The organism is Alcanivorax sp. MD8A, assembly GCF_002888555.1.
GTDB lineage: Bacteria > Pseudomonadota > Gammaproteobacteria > Pseudomonadales > Alcanivoracaceae > Alcanivorax.
This window is the reverse complement of record NZ_AQOQ01000024.1, coordinates 1-19,768: the sequence shown is the minus strand read 5'-3', so window position 1 is coordinate 19,768 and position 19,768 is coordinate 1. Positions and strand designations below refer to the sequence as shown.

Below are 19,768 nucleotides of genomic sequence, written 5' to 3'. Positions count from 1 at the left end.
GGGGAAGTAGTAATGATCAAAGTATTGGTAGTGGATGACCATGATCTCGTTCGTACCGGCATCGCCAGAATGCTGGACGAAGTTGATGGTATCAAAGTTGTCGGGCAGGCGTGCTCGGGTGAAGAAGCCCTGCAGCTGACCCGTGACGCCAGCCCCGATGTGGTTCTCATGGATATCAAGATGCCCGGCATCGGCGGTCTGGAAGCCACCCGTAAGTTGCTGCGTGTTGATGATGGCATCCGGGTGATCGCTGTCACCATGTGTGAAGAAGAGCCTTTTCCCTCGCGCCTGATGAAGGCCGGGGCGGCAGGTTACATGACCAAGGGCGCCGACCTGGAAGAAATGGTTCGCGCCATCAAGGTTGTCACCAGTGGCCAGCGTTACATCAGCCCGGAAATCGCCCAGGCCATGGCCTTGAAACCCTATGTTGGGGAAGAGGCAACCCTGCTGGACATGCTGTCTGAGCGCGAGCTGCAGATCATGATGATGATCGTGAACTGTCACAAGGTTCAGGATGTGGCAGACAAGTTGTGCCTTTCCCCCAAGACCGTCAACACCTACCGCTATCGAATTTTCGACAAGCTTGGCGTCTCCAGTGATGTGGAGATGGCCTTGCTCGCCGTGCGTCACGGCATGTTGGATGCAGCTGAAAACCAGGTCGTTTAGGGGGTCTCTGTACCACTCGCGGGAAGCGGGCTCGGGCGGTCACTGTTACACTGTACAGCTACCATGACAGAGACAGCCCCTTTGCCCGGTTTTGACGCCAAACACTTTCTTGAGCACTGCGCCCGCAAGCCAGGTGTATACCGCATGCTGGATGCTGAGGGGCAGGTGCTTTATGTGGGAAAGGCGAGCAATTTGCAGGCTCGCCTGAGCAGTTATTTCCAGAAGAACGTCAGCAGCATCAAGACCCGTGCCATGGTGGCCCGTATCGCGGATGTGCAGACAACGGTCACCCGTAGCGAGGCAGAAGCCCTGCTGCTGGAACAGTCTCTGATCAAGTCGATCCGTCCCCCCTACAACATTCTGCTGCGTGACGATAAAAGTTACCCCTATATCCGCATTACCAGCTCGGATACCTATCCGCGTATAACCTTCCATCGTGGAACACGACGTAAGGGGAGCGACTACTTTGGCCCTTATCCCAGTGGTGGAGCGGTGCGCGAAGCCCTGTCCCTGGTAGAAAAGGTCTTCCAGGTCCGTAACTGTTCTGACAGTTATTTCCGCAATCGTACCCGCCCGTGTCTTCAGCACCAGATCAACCGTTGCACTGCGCCCTGTGTGGGTCTGGTGTCGCCAGAGGACTATGCCGGGCAGGTGCGTATGGCGCGGGATTTTCTGGATGGCCGAAGTCGCGAAGTCGTCGACACGCTCAGTGCACAAATGGAAGCTGCCGCCGCCGAGCTGGCGTTTGAGAAAGCCGCGCTGTTGCGAGACAAGCTGGCGGCCATTCAGGCGGTACAGCAAAAGCAGGTGGCGGAGACCGGGCAGGGCGATCTGGATGTGGTAGCCATCGAGGGTCGGCACGGACTGGCGGTGCTGGATGTGTTGATGATTCGGGGCGGGCGGATACTGGGGCACCGTAATTTCCGGCCAGATACCCGCGGAGAGGAAGCGCTGCCTGAAATCCTCGAAGCCTTTCTGTCCCAGTACTATCTGGGGGATCGCGAAGACCCGGTCAAACCCCAGGAAATCCTGCTGACGCTGCCTGTTGAGGGGGCGTCAGTGCTACAGGAGGCGCTGACTGAACAGTGGGGGCGCAAGGTGCGACTGGCCTGGAAAGTGCGCGGTGAGCGGGCAGCATGGTTGCAGATGGCCGCCACCAACGCCCAGCAGTCTCTCGCCACAGAGCTTGCCGCACGGGAGCATATGGAATCCCGCTTTCTGGCACTGGAAAGTCTTCTGGAGGCGCAAGAGCCTGTGCGCCGTATCGAGTGTTTTGATATCAGCCATACCCAGGGTGAGAAGGCGGTCGCGTCCTGTGTGGTGTTTGATCAGCAAGGGGCCAGAAAAACGGATTACCGTCATTTCAATGTCAGCCCGGATCAGGCCGGGGACGATTATGCGGCCATTGAGGAAGCGGTACGCCGGCGCTACCAGCGAAGGTTGAAAGAACAAGGGCGTCTACCCGATCTGTTGCTCATCGATGGCGGCAAGGGTCAGATGCAACGCGCCTGGGATGTGATGGGAGAGCTGGACCTGCAGGGGACAATGCGGGTGATGGGAATTGGTAAAGGCCCCAGTCGGCGACCCGGGTTTGAGGTCTTGTATCTCCCGGATGGTCGTGAGTACACCCCGGGGCCTTCGCATTCTGCGCTGCATTTGCTCCAGCAAGTGCGTGATGAAGCCCACCGTTTCGCGTTGACAGGGCATCGGGCACGGCGCGGCAAGGCGCGCAAGCAGTCGTCGCTGGATGAAATTCCTGGCATCGGCCCGAAGCGACGCAAGGCCCTGCTAACCCACTTTGGTGGCCTAAAGCAGCTAAGGAATGCCTCTGCTACCGAGCTCGCCAGGGTGCCGGGCGTGAATACCCAGCTAGCTCAACAGATTTATGACTGGTTGCATGAATAGGGGCCGGTTGCCCCTGATATCTTTGGCAACAAAAAATCTCCCATGAGGGACGTGCCGCTTTTCGTTATACTGGTCGCTTAGTCCACAAGCGGTAGGTCACATGCAGCAGAACAACCCGGTCCTGAATTTGCCCAATATCCTTACCCTGATACGTGTGGTGGCAATTCCCGTCCTGGTGCTGGTGTTCTACCTGCCGTTCAAGTGGAGTGACCTTTGCGCGGCATTGCTGTTTCTGGCCGCCGGCATTACCGACTGGCTGGATGGCTATCTCGCCCGCAAACTGAATCAGACCAGTCCGTTCGGTGCCTTTCTGGATCCAGTTGCCGACAAACTCATCGTTGCCGTGGCACTGGTCATGCTGGTGCAGGTTCACGCCACCGCCTGGTTGGCCGTACCGGCAATGGTGATTGTCTCCCGGGAAATCACGGTCTCTGCGCTGCGAGAGTGGATGGCGGAGCTGGGTAAACGCTCTCGTGTTGCGGTCAGCCAGCTTGGAAAGATCAAGACGGTGACGCAAATGACGGCGATTACCTTGCTGCTGGCGCAGAAACCGGGTTTCGATCTGGCGGGGGATATTGTGATGACTCCCTGGTTGTGGCTGAGCTACGGGCTGCTCTATGTCGCTACTGCACTGACCCTGTGGTCCATGCTCGCGTATCTGCGTGCTGCAGCGCCGGAATTGCTCAAAAGTCAGTCAAAGTCCTGAAAAACCAGAAAAAATGCCATTTCGCGGGTTGACACTATAGGGCGGATGGGTAGAATTCTTCACCGCAACGAGGCACAGTGTCAGCACGGGTCTTGTCGCACAAAGCGGGAATAGCTCAGTTGGTAGAGCACGATCGTGCCAAGGTCGGGGTCGCGAGTTCGAATCTCGTTTCCCGCTCCAGATTCCAGAAAACCTCGGCGTCGCCGAGGTTTTTTCTTGGTAGACAGTTTAAGGCGCGGTGGCAGAGTGGTTATGCAGCGGACTGCAACTCCGTGTACGCCGGTTCGATTCCGACCCGCGCCTCCAATCATTGACCAGCACGGTCACCGCCCGGGTGGCGAAATTGGTAGACGCAACGGACTTAAAATCCGTTGACCTTTGGTCGTGCGGGTTCAAGTCCCGCCCCGGGCACCAATCCCCGTTACAAATCCTTACCGTTAATTCAGCGAAATCAAGCAGATGCCCCCTATTGTTAATGGGCTTTATTGCCGCCTTGGCCTGCTTTCTGTTAGCCTCATCCTTTAGTCTTAGCCCTTTCTGCGGGGCACTGAAAACAAAAAGCCGGAAAGGCAAGAGGGCTCTCTGATGAACTGGTTCCAGAACCTGTCCGTGCGGCTGAAGATACTGTCTGTGGCCGGACTGGGCATTGTGCTATTTCTGGTCTATGCCGTTTACAGCTTCTACATCGCTGAAACCAACATCAACAATCTCAAGCGCATCGAGAAACAGGACTTCCCGGTCCTGGAACTGGTCAATGCCAATAATGTGGATTTCATCGCGATCAGCGAATCCTTTATCGCGGCCATCAGCCAGGCCGACCCGGATTTGTTGCAGGAAGCGCGCAGCCGCGCAACCGAATTTGTCGGGCGGCTGGATGATATCCGAGCCATGGACCCGGCCCTTGCTGACAGCGTTGATGGTCTGCAGCGAAGCTTCAAACTTTATATCGGAGAGGCCAGTGAGCTGGCAAAAGCCCTGATCGAGGGCGATGGCGCCGGAGATGACCTGTACCAGCGTATTACCCAGGTGCGCGAGCTGCAGGATGCCTATGAGGCAGAACAGAAAGCCTTTGAAGAACAGCGCTATTCGGCCTTCCGTGAAACCCTGAATACCAGCCGCGCCGATAACCTGGGAACCCAGAAAATCGGGTTGCTGTTAGGGGCGATTGCCTTCGTGATGCTGGCGCTTATTGCCTTGCGTGTGACCCGGTCGATCACCCGGCCACTGGAAGGGGCGGTGATTGCGGCTGACCATATCGCTGACGGTAAGTGGGATACCGATATCAAACAGGGCGGCCGTGATGAAACCGGTCTGTTACTCAATGCCATCCGCAAGATGCGTGATGCGCTGGTGGCACGCAACCAGGAAGATCGGCGCCAGGAAACCATCAAGAACCATCTTGCTGAATTGAATAATCGCATGCGCGGCGAGATGAGCTACCAGCAGCTGGGCAACAACATGCTCAGTTTTCTGGTGCCGGTACTGGAGGCGCAGGTTGGGGCGTTCTACAGCTATGACCCGGATACCCAGCAGCTCAGTCTGAGCAGTTCTTATGCCATGCAGCGCCGTAAGCACCTTGCCAATCAGTTCCGGTTGGGGGAATCCCTGGTCGGCCAGGCCGGGCTGGAGCGCAAGACCATTCTTCTCGAATCGGTCCCCGACGATTACATCAGTATTGCGTCCGGCACCGGCAAGGGTGAGGCCAGCAATGTCATCGTCATGCCGGTGGTGCATGAAGAAGAGCTGAAAGGGGTGCTCGAAATCGGCGCCTTCCGCACCTTCAGCAACGATGATCTGGCTTTTCTTGAGCAGTGCTCTGAGGTGATCGCCATCTCGGTGAGCAGTGTACTCAGCCGGGTGAAGCTCGGTGAAATGCTGGAGCAGACCCGCGAACAAGCTGAAGCCCTGGAAAAACAGAAAGAGGAAATGGCGCAGGTCAACACCGACCTGGAAGAGCAGGCCATGGAGCTGGCCGCGTCAGAATCGCGGTTGCAGCAGCAGCAGGAAGAACTCAAGGCCATCAACGAAGAGCTTGAGTCCCAGACCCAGGCACTGCGCGCCTCTGAAGAAAGCCTGCAAGCGCAACAGGAAGAGCTCAGGGTCACCAATGAAGAACTTGAGGCCCAAGCGCGGCTGCTGACAGAGCAGAAGACCGAAATGGCGCAGAAGAACGACGAGCTGGAGCTGTTGCGCCATGAGCTGGAAGACAAGATCCGGGAGTTGGAGCTGTCGTCCAAGTACAAATCTGAATTCCTTTCTACCATGAGCCATGAGCTGCGTACGCCGCTCAACTCGATCCTGATCCTTTCCAATGCCCTGAGCCAGAACAAGAAAGGGAACCTGGAAGAGAAGCAAATTGAGCATGCTCAGGTGATTCATTCTGCGGGTGCTGACTTGCTCAGCCTGATTAACGACATCCTGGATATCTCCAAGATCGAGGAAGGCAAGATGGACGTGGTGATTGACGATCTGTCACCCACCGAAATGGGGGAGCATTTCCGTCGTCATTTTGCCCATGTTGCCGAAAGCCGCGGCCTCGATTTTCATGTGGAGTTGGGCGACAACCTGCCAGACCATTTCTACACCGATCGTCAGCGCCTGGAGCAGATCATCAAGAACCTGCTTTCCAACGCGCTCAAATTTACCGAGCACGGTTCGGTCACCTTTAGTATTACCCGCCCGGGGGAAGGCGATACCTTGCCGTCCCGAAGCCTGAACCCGGCAGAAACCCTGCGGTTTGCGGTCACGGATACCGGTGCGGGCATCCCGGAAGAGAAACAGAAGCTTATTTTTGAAGCCTTCCAGCAAGCCGATGGCACCACCAGCCGCAAGTACGGCGGCACAGGGCTTGGACTGACGATTTCCCGCGAGCTGGCTCGCCTGCTGGGTGGTGAAATCAGCCTCTACAGCGATGGTGAAGGCACGGGCTCTACCTTCATGCTGTTTATCCCAGAAGGGACGGCAGATGCGTTAGTGACCACCGAGAACGGTGACGATGGCGATATCGGTGACAATGCCGAAGCGCATACGGCATCCATGGTGCCCATGACAGACGCGGATGACGATTTTGTGGTCCGTGAAAAAACCGTACTGATCGTCGAAGATGATGTGGAATTCTCCAACGTGCTGGTGGATCTGGCGGCCGACTACGGACTGGAGGCCCACGTATGTCACGATGGGGAGGCCGGTCTCGACTACGCCAGCCATTACCGGCCAAGCGCCATTATTCTGGACATCGGCCTGCCAGGCATCGATGGCTGGGAGGTCATGGAAGCATTGAAGGCCGATCCTCGCACCCAGGATATTCCGGTGCACTTCCTGTCCGGTCGTGATGAACGAAAGAAAGCCCTGGATCTCGGCGCGCTCGATCTGCTGACCAAGCCGGTGAACCAGAATGATATTCTCGCGGCCTTTGCCAAGATCGAAGGCGCCATTGAGAAGAATGTGCGTCGTCTGCTGGTGGTGGAAGACAGCGAAATCCAGCATGAGAGCATTCGTGAGCTGTTCGATCAGAAGGGGGTCGAAATCACTGCGGCCACCAGCGGTGAAGAGGCGCTTGAGGCGCTGCGTGAGACGGTCTTCGATTGCATGATTCTCGACCTGACCCTGCCAGATATGAGCGGTTTCGAACTACTTGAAACTGTGAATGGCAGCGACGATTACGACAGCGTCCCTGTGGTTATCTATACCGGTAAGGATCTGACCCGGGAAGAAGAGGCGCGGCTTCGCAAGCATGCTGATCGCATCATCCTGAAGACTGAGCGCTCCCATGAGCGCCTGCTCAACGAAGCGTCACTGTTCCTGCACTGGCTGGAATCCACGCTGCCGTCGGCACGGCGGTCAGCGGCGGAGAGCGTTGACCATCGTGACGATATCTTCGAGGGCAAACAGTTGTTGCTGGTGGATGATGACATGCGCAATATCTACGCGCTGTCGGCACAGCTTGAAGAGCTGGGCTTTGACATCACCATCGCCAACAATGGCCGCGAGTCCCTGGAGGCACTGGATAGCAATCCCGAAATCGATATCGTGCTGATGGATATCATGATGCCGGAAATGGACGGCTATGAAGCCATGGGCCATATCCGTGACCAGGCCAGATTCAAGAAGCTGCCAATCCTGGCGCTGACGGCCAAGGCCATGAAAGATGATCGGGCCAAGTGTATCGATGCCGGAGCCAATGATTACTGCTCCAAACCCATCGACATGACCAAATTGACCTCTTTGCTGCGCGTCTGGCTGCACAAGTAGGGCGCAGGAGTAGACCATGGCGGAGCATCTGCCGATTACTGATGAGGATATCGATGTCGAAGACATCGAAATCCGCCTGCTTCTGGAAGCCATCTTCCAGATGTACGGCTATGATTTCCGCTCCTACAGTAAGGCTTCCATGCGGCGGCGTGTGCTGCATCGCCTGACCATGTCGGGTCTGTCGTCCATTATGGAAATGACCGACAAGGTCTTGAGAGACCGCCCTTTCTTTGTCACGTTGCTGAACGACTTGACCGTCAACGTGACCGAGATGTACCGCGACCCGGAATTCTACCGCGCGTTTCGTGAAGACGTGGTGCCGGTGCTGAAGACCTTCCCGTTCATCAAGATCTGGCACGCGGGCTGTTCTACGGGCGAAGAGATTTACTCCATGGCCATCCTTCTTGAAGAAGAAGGGCTGTACGATCGGGCCATGATTTATGCCACCGACATTGACAAGAATGTACTGGCAGCGGCCAAGAAGGGCATTTATTCCATCGAGGCGGTGAAACAGTATGGCGATAACTACCGGCGTGCGGGTGGCCGCCATTCGCTGTCGGATTATTTCACGGCACGCTATGACAGCGTGATCATGGACCAGCGCCTGAAGCGCAATATTGTGTTTGCTGACCATGATCTGGCCACCGATCAGGTGTTCGGTGAAATGCACGTCATTCTGTGCCGGAATGTTTTGATCTATTTTGATCGCGCCTTGCAGGGCAGGGTGATACGTCTGTTCAGCGAAAGCCTGGATCTGGGCGGCTACCTGTGCCTTGGCACCAAGGAGAGCCTGCGCTTTACCGGGGAAGAAGAGGCGTTTGATGTAATCAACAAGTCCTTGCGGATCTTCCGCAAGCGGCAACTACAACATATGCAATGATTAGAGAAAGGCAATGATCGAGCAGAAACTGCTGTTAGTGGATGACCAACCTGCCAATCTGGTGTCGCTGGAAGCGATTCTGGAAGGCGAGGGGCGTACACTGATAAAGGCTCATTCGGGTCAGGAGGCACTGAAAGTTCTGCTCAAGGAAGACATTTCCCTGGTACTGCTGGATGTACAGATGCCCGGCATGGATGGCTTTGAGGTGGCTGAGCTGATGCGTCAGCGCAAGGACACCCAGACCATCCCGATCATCTTCGTGACGGCCATCAGCAAGGAAAAGAAATATGTCTTCAAGGGCTATCAGGCCGGGGCAGTGGACTACCTGTTCAAGCCCCTGGATCCGCTGATTTTGAAGAGCAAGGTCGACTTTTTCCTGGGGCTTGACCGTCAAAGGAAGGAGTTGCAGGAAAAGCTGAAACAGGCACAGGCACACCGGGCGGCCTACGAGGCAGGCAAGACACCACGCAGTGGAGGCGATGACACCACATCGTGAATGATCAGATGGGGCCAGTGAAGGCAATCGTGATGGGTGCTTCCTGGGGTGGTTTGAATGCCTACACCCAGGTGCTCTCGGCGTTGCCCGCCCGCTTCCCCGCTGCCATTTTGCTGGTCCAGCATCAGCATGCCAGCGCGGAAAACCGGCTCCCCTGGTTGTTGGCGCGTTATTGCGAATTGCCCGTGATTGCGCCTGAAGACAAGGAAGAGATTCTCCCGGGCCACGTTTATGTGGCACCACCCGGGTACCATATGTTGGTAAATGAGGACGAAACGCTGGCCTTTTCTGTCGGTCGGCCCGTACACTTTTCACGGCCTGCTGTAGACGAGCTGTTTTTCTCCGCGGGGGCGGTATACGGCCGACATCTCGCAGCAGTGATCCTGACCGGCGCCAACGAAGACGGCGCGGCAGGGATTGAATACATTCACCAGCGTGGCGGGTACACCATTGCCCAGTCGCTGGTGAGTGCAGAAGCACCGGCAATGCCCGACGCGGCAATCAAAACAGGTGCGGTTTCAAGGGTGCTTGATCTCGAAGCAATCGGCCCCTTCTTGGCTGAAAAGGTTGCAGGGTAGTAAACCAATGAAACAGAACATTCTGGTTGTGGATGACCACAGGGAAAACCTGATTGCCCTTGAGGCAATTCTGGATGGGGATGGCCGGAACCTGATCATGGCGCAGTCCGGCAATGAGGCGCTCTCACTGGCTCTGAAGCATGATTTTGCTTTGGTTCTGCTCGATGTGCAGATGCCAGAGATGGACGGCTTTGAAGTGGCAGAACTGATGCGCAAGAACAAGAAAACGCGCAACCTGCCGATCATCTTTGTTACCGCGATTTCCAAAGAGCAGAAATACGTATTCAAGGGGTATGAATGCGGCGCGGTGGACTACTTGTTCAAGCCGATCGATCAAAAAATTCTTGAAGCCAAGGTGAATGTGTTCCTCGAGCTCGATCGTCAGCGCAAGAAACTGCAGCAGGCCGTAGTGCAGATGAAACGGCTCAAGGATGAAAATGAGCGCCTGCTGCATGCCCTTGGTGAAGCACTGGTCGGGGCTGATGCCCGTGGCCGTATTACCTTCTGCAATGAAGCCGCTTGTGCGCTGTTGAGCCGCCAGCGGGATGAGCTGGTGGGTGAAGACCTTGCTACGACCCTGTTCAATGATGATACCGGCAAGCCCCGGTGGGAATGGAAAGATTCCCCCGTGCGGCTTGCCTGTGAAAAGGGCGAAAGCTGGAAAAACGAGCACAGCCTCTATGCCCATGACCGTGACGGGCTCGTTGCGCTAACCCTGCGCGGCAATGCCATCAACGATGACAATGGCAATTTCACCGGCCTTGTGCTGGTAGTTCGTGTGTCAGACGATGAAAACGAAGTGCGTGACGCCCGCAAAGACCATCGTCGAAACCCGCGCAAGAAGCTGTTCCGGGAAATGGTCGTGTTTGACCGTAGTACCGGTGGCAATGTAGGCCGGCTAATGAATCTGAGTGTGGATGGATTCAAGCTGTTTACCCGCCGGGATCTCCCCGCCGGGGAAAATCTGCAGCTCGGGATGGTACTTCCGGACCAGATTGCCGGGGTCAATACGGTTAGCTTTGACGCCCGGGCAGTGTGGGCAGAGAATCTGGATGCCCCGGGGGAATATCAGGTAGGCTTCCAGTTCGTCGACCTGAGCCCCCAGACACGTGAAGTCATTGTCAATCTTATGGATAAGTACTGATGCCGGATGTAGCAGAGACCCTGGAACTTGAACCCGAGGTAAATGAGCCACAGGCGCCGTATTTGCTGCCCTATGGCTATGCCAAGCGGTTCGGGGTACTGCTGCGCGACCGCGACGGTAAAAGGGAGCTGTGCTGCCGGGAAGACATGCCGGTTAACGCGCTGTCTGAAGTGCAGCGAAAGATTGGCAGTTTGCCGGCTCTTGTGCGCCTGAATGAGGCAGAATTCACTGCCGCCATGGCGCTGGCGTATGAGCAGCAGCGGGGCGCCGCAGCCGAAGCTGCAGATGATCTTGAGGGGCTTGATCTGGCCAGTCTGGCCGATGCTTTGCCCGAAACGTCCGACCTGCTGGAGCAGGAGGACGATGCCCCGATTATCCGCCTGATCAATGCGCTGCTTCAGGAGGCAATCCGGGAAGATGCCTCAGATATTCATATCGAGACTTTCGAACGCCGTCTGGTAGTGCGGTTACGTGTTGATGGCGTGCTGCGAGAAGTGCTGACCCCCAAACGCGAATTGGCGCCATTGCTGGTGTCCCGCATCAAGGTCATGGCCCGTCTGGATATCGCAGAAAAACGTATTCCCCAGGATGGCCGTATTTCACTCAGAATTGGTGGTCGAGACGTAGATGTGCGTGTTTCGACCATGCCTTCGAGCAACGGTGAGCGGGTTGTATTGCGTTTGCTGGATAAACAGGCCGGGCGGCTGCAGGTCTCCCATCTGGGAATGGGCGAGGCCTGTGACAGCCTCATGCGGGAGCTGATCCACAAGCCCCACGGGATCATTCTGGTCACCGGCCCTACCGGTAGCGGTAAGACCACCACTCTGTATGCCTCGCTCACCGAGCTCAACGACAGCTCCCGCAATATCCTCACGGTGGAAGACCCGATCGAATACCAGCTGGAAGGCATTGGCCAAACCCAGGTGAACACCAAGGTCGACATGACCTTTGCCCGCGGGTTGCGCGCGATCCTGCGGCAAGACCCTGACGTGGTCATGGTGGGGGAAATTCGTGATCTGGAAACCGCTGAAATTGCGGTCCAGGCGTCTCTGACGGGGCACCTGGTATTGTCCACACTGCATACCAACACGGCGGTGGGTGCGGTGACCCGCTTGCAGGATATGGGCATTGAACCCTTCCTGCTCTCGAGCTCTCTGCTGGGCGCGCTGGCTCAACGTCTGGTGCGGGTGCTGTGCGACGACTGCAAGCAGCCCTATGAAGCTGCCGCCAGCGAGCTGGCCATGATGGGGCTGCCAGAAAGCGACAAGGTTACGCTATATCACCCGGACGGCTGCGAGCACTGTAACCACCTGGGTTACCGAGGCCGGACCGGTATCTACGAGCTGGTGCTGATCGATGAGAACATGCGCCAGCTTATCCATGATCAGGCAGGCGAACTGGAACTCACACGCCATGCCCGCAGTCTTACCCCCAGTATCCGTGAGGATGGCTGGCGGAAGGTACTGGCCGGGCAGACCAGCGTTGAAGAGGTACTCCGGGTCACCCGGGAAGACTAACGGGGCGGCAGATGCCTGCATTCGAATTTCGATCCCTGGATCACAGGGGCAAAATCAGAAAGGGAACCCTTGAGGCCGACAGTGCCCGCCAGGTGCGTCAGCAGCTGCGTGACAAGGGCTGGGTTCCCATTGAAGTCAACGAAGCCCAGGACTCGGCCCCCAAAGCCGGGCTTGGCCGTTTTTCTTCCTCTGGCAAACTCAGTGGAGCAGAGCAGGCGCTGGTGACACGGCAACTGGCAACCCTGCTGAAATCCGGCTTGCCGGTGGAGCAGGCCCTGTCTGCGGTCTCCAAACAGGCCGCCAACGATCGCATTGAACGCATCATGCTGGCTGTGCGGGCCAAGGTTCGCGAAGGCTTTAGCCTGGCGCGCAGTTTCGAATCCTTTCCCCGTGCTTTCCCCGAAATGTACCGGGCGACAGTGGCCGCGGGGGAGCAGAGCGGGCACCTGGAGCAGGTGCTGGAGCAACTTGCCGACTACCTGGAAACCCGTCACGACACGGGTCGGTCGGTAGCCCAGGCGATGATTTACCCGGCCTTCATCATGGTGTTTGCCAGCATCGTGATCATGCTGATGATGACCTTCGTTGTGCCCAAGCTGGTCGCTGTCTTTGAAGGCCGAGATCAGGCGCTCCCCATGCTGACGATCATTGTCATGACGCTTAGTGATTTCGCCCGTAGCTGGGGCTGGCTGCTGGTGTTATTGATCGTTGTGGGTGTGTTCGTCTTTAGCCGTGCCATGCGAGAGCCGGGTTTCCGGTTGCGTGTACACCGCAAGCTGGCCAGTATGCCCATGGTTGGCACCATGTTGCGAGCGGCGGATAGTGCCAGATTGGCCAGTACCCTCGGCATCCTCGGGCGCTCAGGTGTCCCTCTGGTCGACGCCTTGTTTATTGCGGCCCAGGTGGTGGGCAATCTCGCCATTCGGGATGCGGTGAAACACGCAGCGGTCAAGGTCCGCGAGGGGGGTAACCTGAGCCGGGCACTGGATGCCAGTGGCTATTTCCCGCCCATGCTGGTGCAGATGATTGCCAGTGGTGAGGCCAGTGGTGAGCTGGATCACATGCTGACCCGTGCCGCGGATTACCAGGAACGCGAGCTCACCAGTACCGTGAATACCATGGTGGGCTTGCTCGGGCCGATCATGCTGCTGGTGATGGCTTCCGTCGTGGTCCTCATCGTGCTGTCGGTGATGCTGCCGATCATGCAAATGAACAATCTCATAGCCGGATAAGGTGACTAGGAATGAAATTACGTGGATTCAAGGCACAGCAAGCGGGTTTTACCCTGCTGGAGATCATGGTGGTTGTTGCCATCATCGGTTTGCTGGCAGCGGTGATCGTGCCGAATGTGATTGGCCAGGGTGAGGCCGCCAAAGTCGACCTGACCAAAGCCAATATGGGCAAGATCGTCCAGCAGCTGGATCTGTACAAGTTCAACAATGGCAGCTACCCGTCCAGCGAAGAAGGCCTGAATGCGCTGGTGGAACGCCCGGCCTCAGCCCGGAAATGGCCTGATGGCGGTTACCTGCCCAAGGTCCCCGAAGACGCCTGGAACAACCCGTATGAGTACATCAGTCCGGGGGTAGAAGGCCCCTTTGATCTGTTGTCGCTGGGTGCGGATGGTGCAGAGGGCGGTGAAGGCTCGGATGCCGACATCAACTGGCGCGACGTTCAGTAATATGCCTTTGGCAGTGAGACAGGCCGGTTTTACCCTGCTGGAGATTCTGGTGGTGGTGATGCTTGTTGGCCTGTTGACTGGCGTGATTGCGACGCAGGGCAACTGGACCAGTAACGACAGCTATCTCGACCAGGAAAGTGCCCGGCTACAGGACACCATTGCGCTGCTGAATGAACGCAGCCTGTTCTCCGGGCAGCTGATGGCGTTACGACTCAAAGGGACAGGGTGGGAGCCGCTGGTCTATGACCGGGTCGAAGCGAGATTCCTGCCTGTGGACGATACCTCGCTTGCGCCTCGCAGTTTGCCGCCGTCGCTGGAGATGGAATGGCAGCTCGATACCCTTGAAGACGATCAGGTTTCCCTGAAACAGGTGGCCCGCTCTTTGGTGGAAGAAGAGCGCATGATGGATACCTCCACACTTGCCGACGAAGATGAAGAGCGGGAAGAGGATCGCCGAGCGGAGCAAAGCGCAGAACAGGGTGACGACGAAGACGATTTTCCCCAGGTCTTTTTCTTTCCCAGTGGTGAGGTAACCCCTGTAACCCTGTCACTACGGGTGATTGAGGACCTTGATCAGGAGCAGCGGCTGCAGGTCACGGCACTGGGTCGACTGCTGGATCCGGATGCGCCCCCGAGGGACGAAGAAGACCGTCCTCGCTATCGTGACAGGGAGGAGGACGACGAATGATTCACCTCAATGCCTTGTCCGGGCACCGCCAGCAGGGCTTTACCCTGATTGAAGTGCTGATCGCCGTTTCGATATTGGCCCTGGTCATGGTCACGCTGGGGCAAACCCTTGGGGCGTCTGCCCGGGCCTATACCAACATCAACGAAACCCACCTGGGGTATCTGGTTGCCTCCGACAAGTTGGTGGAAATGCAGGTTTACCAGCAGTGGCCGTCTACCGGCGAATCTGACAGCGAAGTCACTCGTAATGGTAAAGATTGGTGGATTCTGACCAAGGTGTCAGAAGGGCCGTACCCCGATACCCGACGGGTGGACATCGAGGTGGGGCCGATGGAAGGCGGCGACAAGGCCGGTATGGCCTACCATCTGGCCAGTCTGATCGGCAAGCCTGCCTCATGAAACCGTTGCAGCCACGTATAGCACGAGGGTTCACTCTGCTGGAAATGGTGATCACCATCGCCATTTTTGCCTTCATCTATGTGTGGGCGGCGTCGTTCCTTGGCAGTGCCCTGCAGGGGCGTGATCAACTCACCGAAAGTGCCGACATCATGGAACGCAACCAGCGGGCCATGACCTTCCTGACCCTGGATTTTGAACAGCTGGTCAGCCGTCCGGTACGCGATCCCTATGGCGATCCGCAACCGGCCATTATGGGGCGAGACAATTACGTGGAATTTACCCGCCTTGGCTGGTCGAACCCCTTTGGTTTGCGTAAGCGCAGTGAGATGCAGCGGGTAATGTATTCATTGGAGGAGGGCACGTTGTATCGCCGTTACTGGCCGGTACTCGACGCCAATGTTGCCACCGAGCTGCAGGAAGATGTGCTGCTCGAAAATGTGGAAACTTTTACCGTACGCTACCTGGATCTGACCCCACAGGGAGAATGGCAGTGGCTTGAACTGTGGCCCGATGTGGCCATGCTCAGTCAGCCTGTCTGGCAACAGCGGTTGCCCAAGAGCATTGAAGTCGAAATCGAACTGGAAGACGGTGACATCATTCACCGCTTTTACCGCACAGTGGTGAATCCATGGATTTGAAGCGGGGGCAGCGGGGCATGGCACTCATTATCGTGCTGATGCTGTTCGCCATTATTTCGACCCTGATGCTTGAGGTACTGTTTCGCCAGGACCGGTTTCTGACCCGTGCCGATAACCTGATGCAATGGGATAAACGCTATCAGTACGCCATGGCAGCGGAAGTCGTGGCCCAACAAGGGCTGATTGATGATCTTCAGGATGACCAGAACAACAACGCACTGGTAGACGATTGCGTAGAAGAGCAATGGGCGGTGCAGCTGCCCCCCACGCCTTATGACGATGCCATGCTCAGTGCCAGTGTCCAGGACCTTCAGGGACGTTTTAATCTTAACTGGCTGGTTACCGCTCAGAATCAGGGGTTTGAGCGTAATCCCGAGGGCATTCGCCAGCTTGCCCGCTTGATTAACCTGAGCTTTCCTCAGGAAACCAACGGCGCTCGCCTGGCCTCGGAAATGGCGGATTGGCTCGACAGTAACAATATTGTTGATGATCCAGAAGGGGCCGAAGATGCAGAATATCGGCTCAGTCGCACCCCGAACATGCCGGCGGCTCATGAATCAGAGCTACGTGCCTTGCTGGGTTTTGAGGTAATCCACCAGCCAGCGGACGCCGGGGTCTGGGGATTGTTGACCGCCTTGCCTGTGGGCACCACCCTTAACGTCAATACTGCACCGCCACAGGTGCTGGATGCCGTGTTGGGAGACCTGGCGGGGCAGGCGGCGGTCGAGGCGGTGCTGGAAGCCCGTAAGGATGAACCTGTGACTGACATCAGTGCATTGATGGCGCTGCCCGCGTTCAATGACATTGATGCTGACGTAAAGGAACATATCAGTAGCCGTTTGGGGGTCAGCAGTGAGTATTTTCAGGTCATGGTCGACGTGGAAATTGATGACCAGTTAAGCCGTCTGGTCACTCGTTTACGACGTCGGAGTGGCGAAGGGGAAACCACGGATGTGTTCAGTCGGCAGGTAAGCCCATTGCTGACAGCACTCGAACCAGCCTGCAATCCCTTCTACAATGCGGATTGATGTAAAGCGTAGAAAGGGTAGGTCTGAGTAACTCACTGTTCAACGGCTTGGCGGCGTTAGTTTAGTCAAGAGAGAAGCCTCCCCGAACAAGCACCGTGACAGCACAATAACGACAAGGATTGACTGCGTGAGCCAGACAGCATTGATTTATCTCCACGGTGTTCCGGGTAGCGAGCCGCTGCCAGACCGCACCGTGCTGTTCCAGCCTGCGCCCGGGGAGCCGGTCGAGGCACTGGGGCTTGAGCAAGCCTTTACCCGAGCGGCCGACGCAGCATTGCATCTGGTTCTGGGGGCTGCGTTCGCCAACCTGACTCACGTTTCCTTAAGCCGCAAGCAGGCGCGTCATCTACAGCGGGTGCTGCCTTTCTTGCTTGAAGAACAATTACTCGATGCCCCGGATAACCTGTGGTTTGCCTCAAGAAAGGGCCATCAGGACGAATACCTTGTCACGGTAACCGATCGGTTGCTGGTAGAAGAGCTGGTCCAGCTTGCCCGTGACGCAGGGGCGGATCTGGTCTCACTGCAGGTGGATGTGGAGCGGCTCGGGGCGTTATTGCCTGTCGTTCTTGAGTTTGATGACGCGCAGACACTGCTGGCCGCGAGTCGTGAAAATGCCTTGCAGGTGGGGATCGATCAGCGTGAATCCATGCAGTCGCTGTTCGGTGAGCAATTGCAGGACGCCACTGTGCTGGCCGGCAATGCGGCTGTATTCGAGCAACTGCGCGACCATCGTGGGCAAGAATTGCTGACAGGGGCGCTGGCGCCCCGCAAGACCTCTTCCGCCCCGGGTGTGCTGACCCCGTGGAAACCCCTGGCTTACCTGGCGGCAGCGATCTTTATCCTGACGGTGGCGGGGCTTCGGGTTCAACAATGGCGTTATCAGACCGCAGCGGATGCGGCGTTGGTGCAGGCCAAGCAGCGCTATGAGCAACTGTTTCCCGGCGATAAGGCTTCATCGGCACTCAATCGGCAGTTTCAGGGTCGCTTGAACCGGCTGGCAGCCGGTGGCTCCGCCGAAGGCGGCCAGGACTTCTTCCCGTTACTGGTGCCGGTAGCGCGGGTGCTCAAGCAGATCAAGGTTGAGCCCAAGCGCCTCCAGTACGACCAGCGTCAGAACACCCTGCTGCTGGATGTGGGGGCCAAGGATTACAGTCAGCTGGAAAGCCTTCAGAACGCGATCAATGAGCAAGGCGCAAAAGCCTCCATTGCCAATTACCGTAATGGTGCCCAGGGCGTGAATGCACGAATCATGGTGGAGCAACCGGGATGAGCAGCGCAGATTGGAAACAACAGCTTCGCCAGCGCTGGAAACCGGTTGCCCATTGGTACCAGAGCCGTGAGCCCAGAGAACAAAAGGTTCTGCAGGTGCTTGGGGTAGTATTGGTACTGGTGATGTTGTACTGGCTGATCTGGGCACCCGCGGTAAATGGCCGCAATGATGCCCGGCGCCAGTACGTGACCAATATGCAAACCCACAACTGGATTGAAGCGAACGCTTCTGCTGTGCGGGCTGCCGCATCAGGAAGCAGCCGCCAGCGGCTTCCGGCAAACTGGGTGAGCGAAGTGAGCCGCAGTGCCAATGACTATGGACTCACTCTGAAGGGCTTTTCCCCGGATGGAACCCGTGCTGTAAGGATTCAGCTTGAAGAACAACCCGCGGCCCAGACGATCCTGTGGCTGCAATCACTACAAGAAAAGGGTGTTCAATTGAGCAATCTCGAAATGACTCCGGGCAACAAGTCCGGCACTGCCACCGTTCGGGCGACGCTGCAGCAATAACATGACGCGGCACTTTCTTTCTGTTGCCTTGCTACTGGCAAGCGCTGCTCCTCTACAGGCTGAGTGTCTGTTTGACCCTCTCGACCAGGGCAGGGTAGTGCATCTGGCTGCCAGTAGCGTACCTCAGGTCTCTGGTATCCCTGTCAGCCAGCTTTCCGTCATGCGGGTCGAGCAGGGCGGTTTTGTGCCTGTTCCCTTCCAGATTGACGAGATGGCTGACAAGGGCATGGTCTGGTTCGAGCAATCCGGGTTTGATCAACAGGGTGAGGCCGGCGTTTTTGATGCCAGTGATGAACTGCTGTTGATGCTGACGGATGCGGGCCCGGCACAGTTGGCCTCCCTGTCGCAGCCCCAAGGGGAGATACTTGCCGACCTGGAAGTGGCAAACGATTGCCACTTTTATTTGATGCGCAATAACCCTGAACGTAGCGATCGCTATTACGTGTCCCACGATATTGACGCCGGACACACCCGTACGGCGCTATATCAGCTGGATGCCGAACCTGATAACGAGCTCAACTGGCAATATCTCCGCTATGCAGGCTATCAGGGAGAAGGCTCCATCATTGATACGCTGAAGATGCGTATGAGTGCAGGGGTTCTGTCGCGCTTTACCCGCATGACCCTCGACAATTACAACCTTCGTCCTCGTCTGGTTGGCAGCGCAGTAGGGCCCATTCGGTCCGTCATGCACCTTCGCACCAAAGTGGTGTTGGCGGGGATTCCGGTCATGACACTACAGGTGCAGGCGATGCGCTATGCGGCGCATTACGAGGCCCATACCTATGCCAAGATTCCTGATCTTTACCGGGCCACTCTCAAGGACCCGGAAGTCTCAGTGACGGTGGATGGTAATAATCAGCTCGGCGCCCGTGTCTATACGGCGGCCTTTGCGGACACGCCGATCGTCGTTGATGGCCAGCCTAACGAAACGGAGTTTGCTAACCAGCCGCTCACGATGGAGGAAAACTGGATCCTGTTCGATAGTGGCAAACAGTTTTCCTTGCTTACTGAACTTACGGTTCCACCGGAGTTGATGAGTACCCCGTTGGCCCTGATTTATCAGGATGATGCCAGCCTCAAGGTTGAGCCAGAGCAGTTTGTCGGTCAGTTACCCAATCTGGGGTACCTGCTCAAAGGCTGGCCTGAGCCAGAAGAATTACGGTTTACAGTAAGTCTGTATTTCGACAGTGGTATGCATGGCTTTGGCGCGGCGGATTATGCTCAGCGACGTGCAGCAAAAGAATCTGTCCAGGTCTCGGGCCCTTAAGTATTGCTGTGATTGGCTGATCTGGCTCACGCTACGTGTGCTGGGTGGGTAACGGCAGGGCGGCAGTGATGCACAATGGCCCCATCGTGTGGGGCCATTGTTCAAGGGAGCCTCTGGATAACTCCTTGCATGCTCAGCGTGACCTG

General features: G+C 57.0%; 18 protein-coding genes and 3 tRNA genes. All 21 read left to right on the top strand.

What is annotated here, in order from left to right:
• Positions 1-12 precede the first annotated feature (12 nt).
• Positions 13-666 (top strand): UvrY/SirA/GacA family response regulator transcription factor, encoded by a 654-nt coding sequence (gene uvrY / locus A15D_RS12460; RefSeq protein ID WP_102792220.1) that lies wholly within the window; start codon positions 13-15, stop codon positions 664-666.
• A 63-nt stretch (positions 667-729) separates the two neighbouring features.
• On the top strand, positions 730-2,571 hold the full coding sequence (gene uvrC / locus A15D_RS12455) for an excinuclease ABC subunit UvrC (protein WP_199175907.1): 1,842 nt from the start codon (positions 730-732) through the stop codon (positions 2,569-2,571).
• Between the two features lie 100 nt (positions 2,572-2,671).
• A complete protein-coding gene (gene pgsA / locus A15D_RS12450; protein WP_102792219.1) occupies positions 2,672-3,277 on the top strand; it encodes a CDP-diacylglycerol--glycerol-3-phosphate 3-phosphatidyltransferase in 606 nt (201 codons plus the stop codon).
• A gap of 104 nt (positions 3,278-3,381) precedes the next feature.
• Positions 3,382-3,457: transfer RNA gene (locus A15D_RS12445), tRNA-Gly, on the top strand.
• A gap of 52 nt (positions 3,458-3,509) precedes the next feature.
• Positions 3,510-3,583: transfer RNA gene (locus tag A15D_RS12440), tRNA-Cys, on the top strand.
• A 22-nt stretch (positions 3,584-3,605) separates the two neighbouring features.
• A tRNA-Leu gene (locus tag A15D_RS12435) sits at positions 3,606-3,691 on the top strand.
• A 171-nt stretch (positions 3,692-3,862) separates the two neighbouring features.
• Entirely contained in the window at positions 3,863-7,528 is a 3,666-nt protein-coding gene (locus tag A15D_RS12430) for a response regulator (protein ID WP_102792218.1), read from the top strand.
• 16 nt (positions 7,529-7,544) lie between these two features.
• On the top strand, positions 7,545-8,408 hold the full coding sequence (locus A15D_RS12425) for a protein-glutamate O-methyltransferase CheR (RefSeq protein WP_102792217.1): 864 nt from the start codon (positions 7,545-7,547) through the stop codon (positions 8,406-8,408).
• A gap of 13 nt (positions 8,409-8,421) precedes the next feature.
• The gene (locus tag A15D_RS12420) at positions 8,422-8,904 is read left to right on the top strand and encodes a two-component system response regulator (RefSeq protein WP_102792216.1); all 483 of its coding nucleotides are present in this window, start codon (positions 8,422-8,424) and stop codon (positions 8,902-8,904) included.
• On the top strand, positions 8,901-9,482 hold the full coding sequence (locus A15D_RS12415; RefSeq protein ID WP_233192228.1) for a chemotaxis protein CheB: 582 nt from the start codon (positions 8,901-8,903) through the stop codon (positions 9,480-9,482). Before A15D_RS12420 ends, A15D_RS12415 begins: the two co-directional genes overlap by 4 nt.
• A 7-nt stretch (positions 9,483-9,489) precedes the next feature.
• Positions 9,490-10,626, top strand: coding sequence for a response regulator (locus A15D_RS12410; RefSeq protein ID WP_102792214.1), 1,137 nt, complete (start codon positions 9,490-9,492; stop codon positions 10,624-10,626).
• Positions 10,626-12,143, top strand: a complete 1,518-nt coding sequence (gene gspE / locus A15D_RS12405; RefSeq protein WP_102792213.1) for a type II secretion system ATPase GspE — start codon at positions 10,626-10,628, stop codon at positions 12,141-12,143. Before A15D_RS12410 ends, gspE begins: the two co-directional genes overlap by 1 nt.
• An 11-nt stretch (positions 12,144-12,154) precedes the next feature.
• Positions 12,155-13,375 (top strand): type II secretion system inner membrane protein GspF, encoded by a 1,221-nt coding sequence (gene gspF / locus A15D_RS12400; protein ID WP_102792212.1) that lies wholly within the window; start codon positions 12,155-12,157, stop codon positions 13,373-13,375.
• Positions 13,376-13,386: 11 nt separating this feature from the next.
• Entirely contained in the window at positions 13,387-13,821 is a 435-nt protein-coding gene (gene gspG, locus A15D_RS12395) for a type II secretion system major pseudopilin GspG (RefSeq protein WP_102792211.1), read from the top strand.
• Positions 13,790-14,509, top strand: coding sequence for a type II secretion system minor pseudopilin GspH (gene gspH, locus A15D_RS12390; protein ID WP_233192227.1), 720 nt, complete (start codon positions 13,790-13,792; stop codon positions 14,507-14,509). The genes gspG and gspH overlap by 32 nt, the downstream gene beginning before the upstream one ends.
• Positions 14,506-14,907 carry a type II secretion system minor pseudopilin GspI gene (gspI, locus tag A15D_RS12385; RefSeq protein ID WP_022984095.1) on the top strand — a complete coding sequence of 134 codons (402 nt, stop codon included), beginning with the start codon at positions 14,506-14,508 and terminating at the stop codon, positions 14,905-14,907. Before gspH ends, gspI begins: the two co-directional genes overlap by 4 nt.
• Positions 14,904-15,545, top strand: a complete 642-nt coding sequence (gene gspJ / locus A15D_RS12380; protein ID WP_102792209.1) for a type II secretion system minor pseudopilin GspJ — start codon at positions 14,904-14,906, stop codon at positions 15,543-15,545. Before gspI ends, gspJ begins: the two co-directional genes overlap by 4 nt.
• Positions 15,536-16,573 carry a type II secretion system minor pseudopilin GspK gene (gene gspK / locus A15D_RS12375; RefSeq protein WP_158245809.1) on the top strand — a complete coding sequence of 346 codons (1,038 nt, stop codon included), beginning with the start codon at positions 15,536-15,538 and terminating at the stop codon, positions 16,571-16,573. Before gspJ ends, gspK begins: the two co-directional genes overlap by 10 nt.
• Positions 16,574-16,700: 127 nt before the next feature.
• Positions 16,701-17,843, top strand: coding sequence for a type II secretion system protein GspL (gene gspL, locus A15D_RS12370; protein ID WP_102792208.1), 1,143 nt, complete (start codon positions 16,701-16,703; stop codon positions 17,841-17,843).
• Entirely contained in the window at positions 17,840-18,352 is a 513-nt protein-coding gene (gspM, locus tag A15D_RS12365) for a type II secretion system protein GspM (RefSeq protein WP_102792207.1), read from the top strand. Before gspL ends, gspM begins: the two co-directional genes overlap by 4 nt.
• A 1-nt stretch (position 18,353) precedes the next feature.
• Positions 18,354-19,622, top strand: a complete 1,269-nt coding sequence (locus A15D_RS12360) for a hypothetical protein (protein WP_146026877.1) — start codon at positions 18,354-18,356, stop codon at positions 19,620-19,622.
• Positions 19,623-19,768 lie beyond the last annotated feature (146 nt).

Excerpts from the sequence above, each read along its gene's own strand:
- uvrY (WP_102792220.1), top strand. The coding sequence starts at position 13 with ATGATCAAAGTATTGGTAGTGGATGACCATGATCTCGTTCGTACCGGC.
- uvrC (WP_199175907.1), top strand. The coding sequence starts at position 730 with ATGACAGAGACAGCCCCTTTGCCCGGTTTTGACGCCAAACACTTTCTT.
- pgsA (WP_102792219.1), top strand. The coding sequence starts at position 2,672 with ATGCAGCAGAACAACCCGGTCCTGAATTTGCCCAATATCCTTACCCTG.
- A15D_RS12430 (WP_102792218.1), top strand. The coding sequence starts at position 3,863 with ATGAACTGGTTCCAGAACCTGTCCGTGCGGCTGAAGATACTGTCTGTG.
- A15D_RS12425 (WP_102792217.1), top strand. The coding sequence starts at position 7,545 with ATGGCGGAGCATCTGCCGATTACTGATGAGGATATCGATGTCGAAGAC.
- A15D_RS12420 (WP_102792216.1), top strand. The coding sequence starts at position 8,422 with ATGATCGAGCAGAAACTGCTGTTAGTGGATGACCAACCTGCCAATCTG.
- A15D_RS12410 (WP_102792214.1), top strand. The coding sequence starts at position 9,490 with ATGAAACAGAACATTCTGGTTGTGGATGACCACAGGGAAAACCTGATT.
- gspE (WP_102792213.1), top strand. The coding sequence starts at position 10,626 with ATGCCGGATGTAGCAGAGACCCTGGAACTTGAACCCGAGGTAAATGAG.
- gspF (WP_102792212.1), top strand. The coding sequence starts at position 12,155 with ATGCCTGCATTCGAATTTCGATCCCTGGATCACAGGGGCAAAATCAGA.
- gspG (WP_102792211.1), top strand. The coding sequence starts at position 13,387 with ATGAAATTACGTGGATTCAAGGCACAGCAAGCGGGTTTTACCCTGCTG.
- gspH (WP_233192227.1), top strand. The coding sequence starts at position 13,790 with ATGCCGACATCAACTGGCGCGACGTTCAGTAATATGCCTTTGGCAGTG.
- gspI (WP_022984095.1), top strand. The coding sequence starts at position 14,506 with ATGATTCACCTCAATGCCTTGTCCGGGCACCGCCAGCAGGGCTTTACC.
- gspJ (WP_102792209.1), top strand. The coding sequence starts at position 14,904 with ATGAAACCGTTGCAGCCACGTATAGCACGAGGGTTCACTCTGCTGGAA.
- gspK (WP_158245809.1), top strand. The coding sequence starts at position 15,536 with ATGGATTTGAAGCGGGGGCAGCGGGGCATGGCACTCATTATCGTGCTG.
- gspM (WP_102792207.1), top strand. The coding sequence starts at position 17,840 with ATGAGCAGCGCAGATTGGAAACAACAGCTTCGCCAGCGCTGGAAACCG.
- A15D_RS12360 (WP_146026877.1), top strand. The coding sequence starts at position 18,354 with ATGACGCGGCACTTTCTTTCTGTTGCCTTGCTACTGGCAAGCGCTGCT.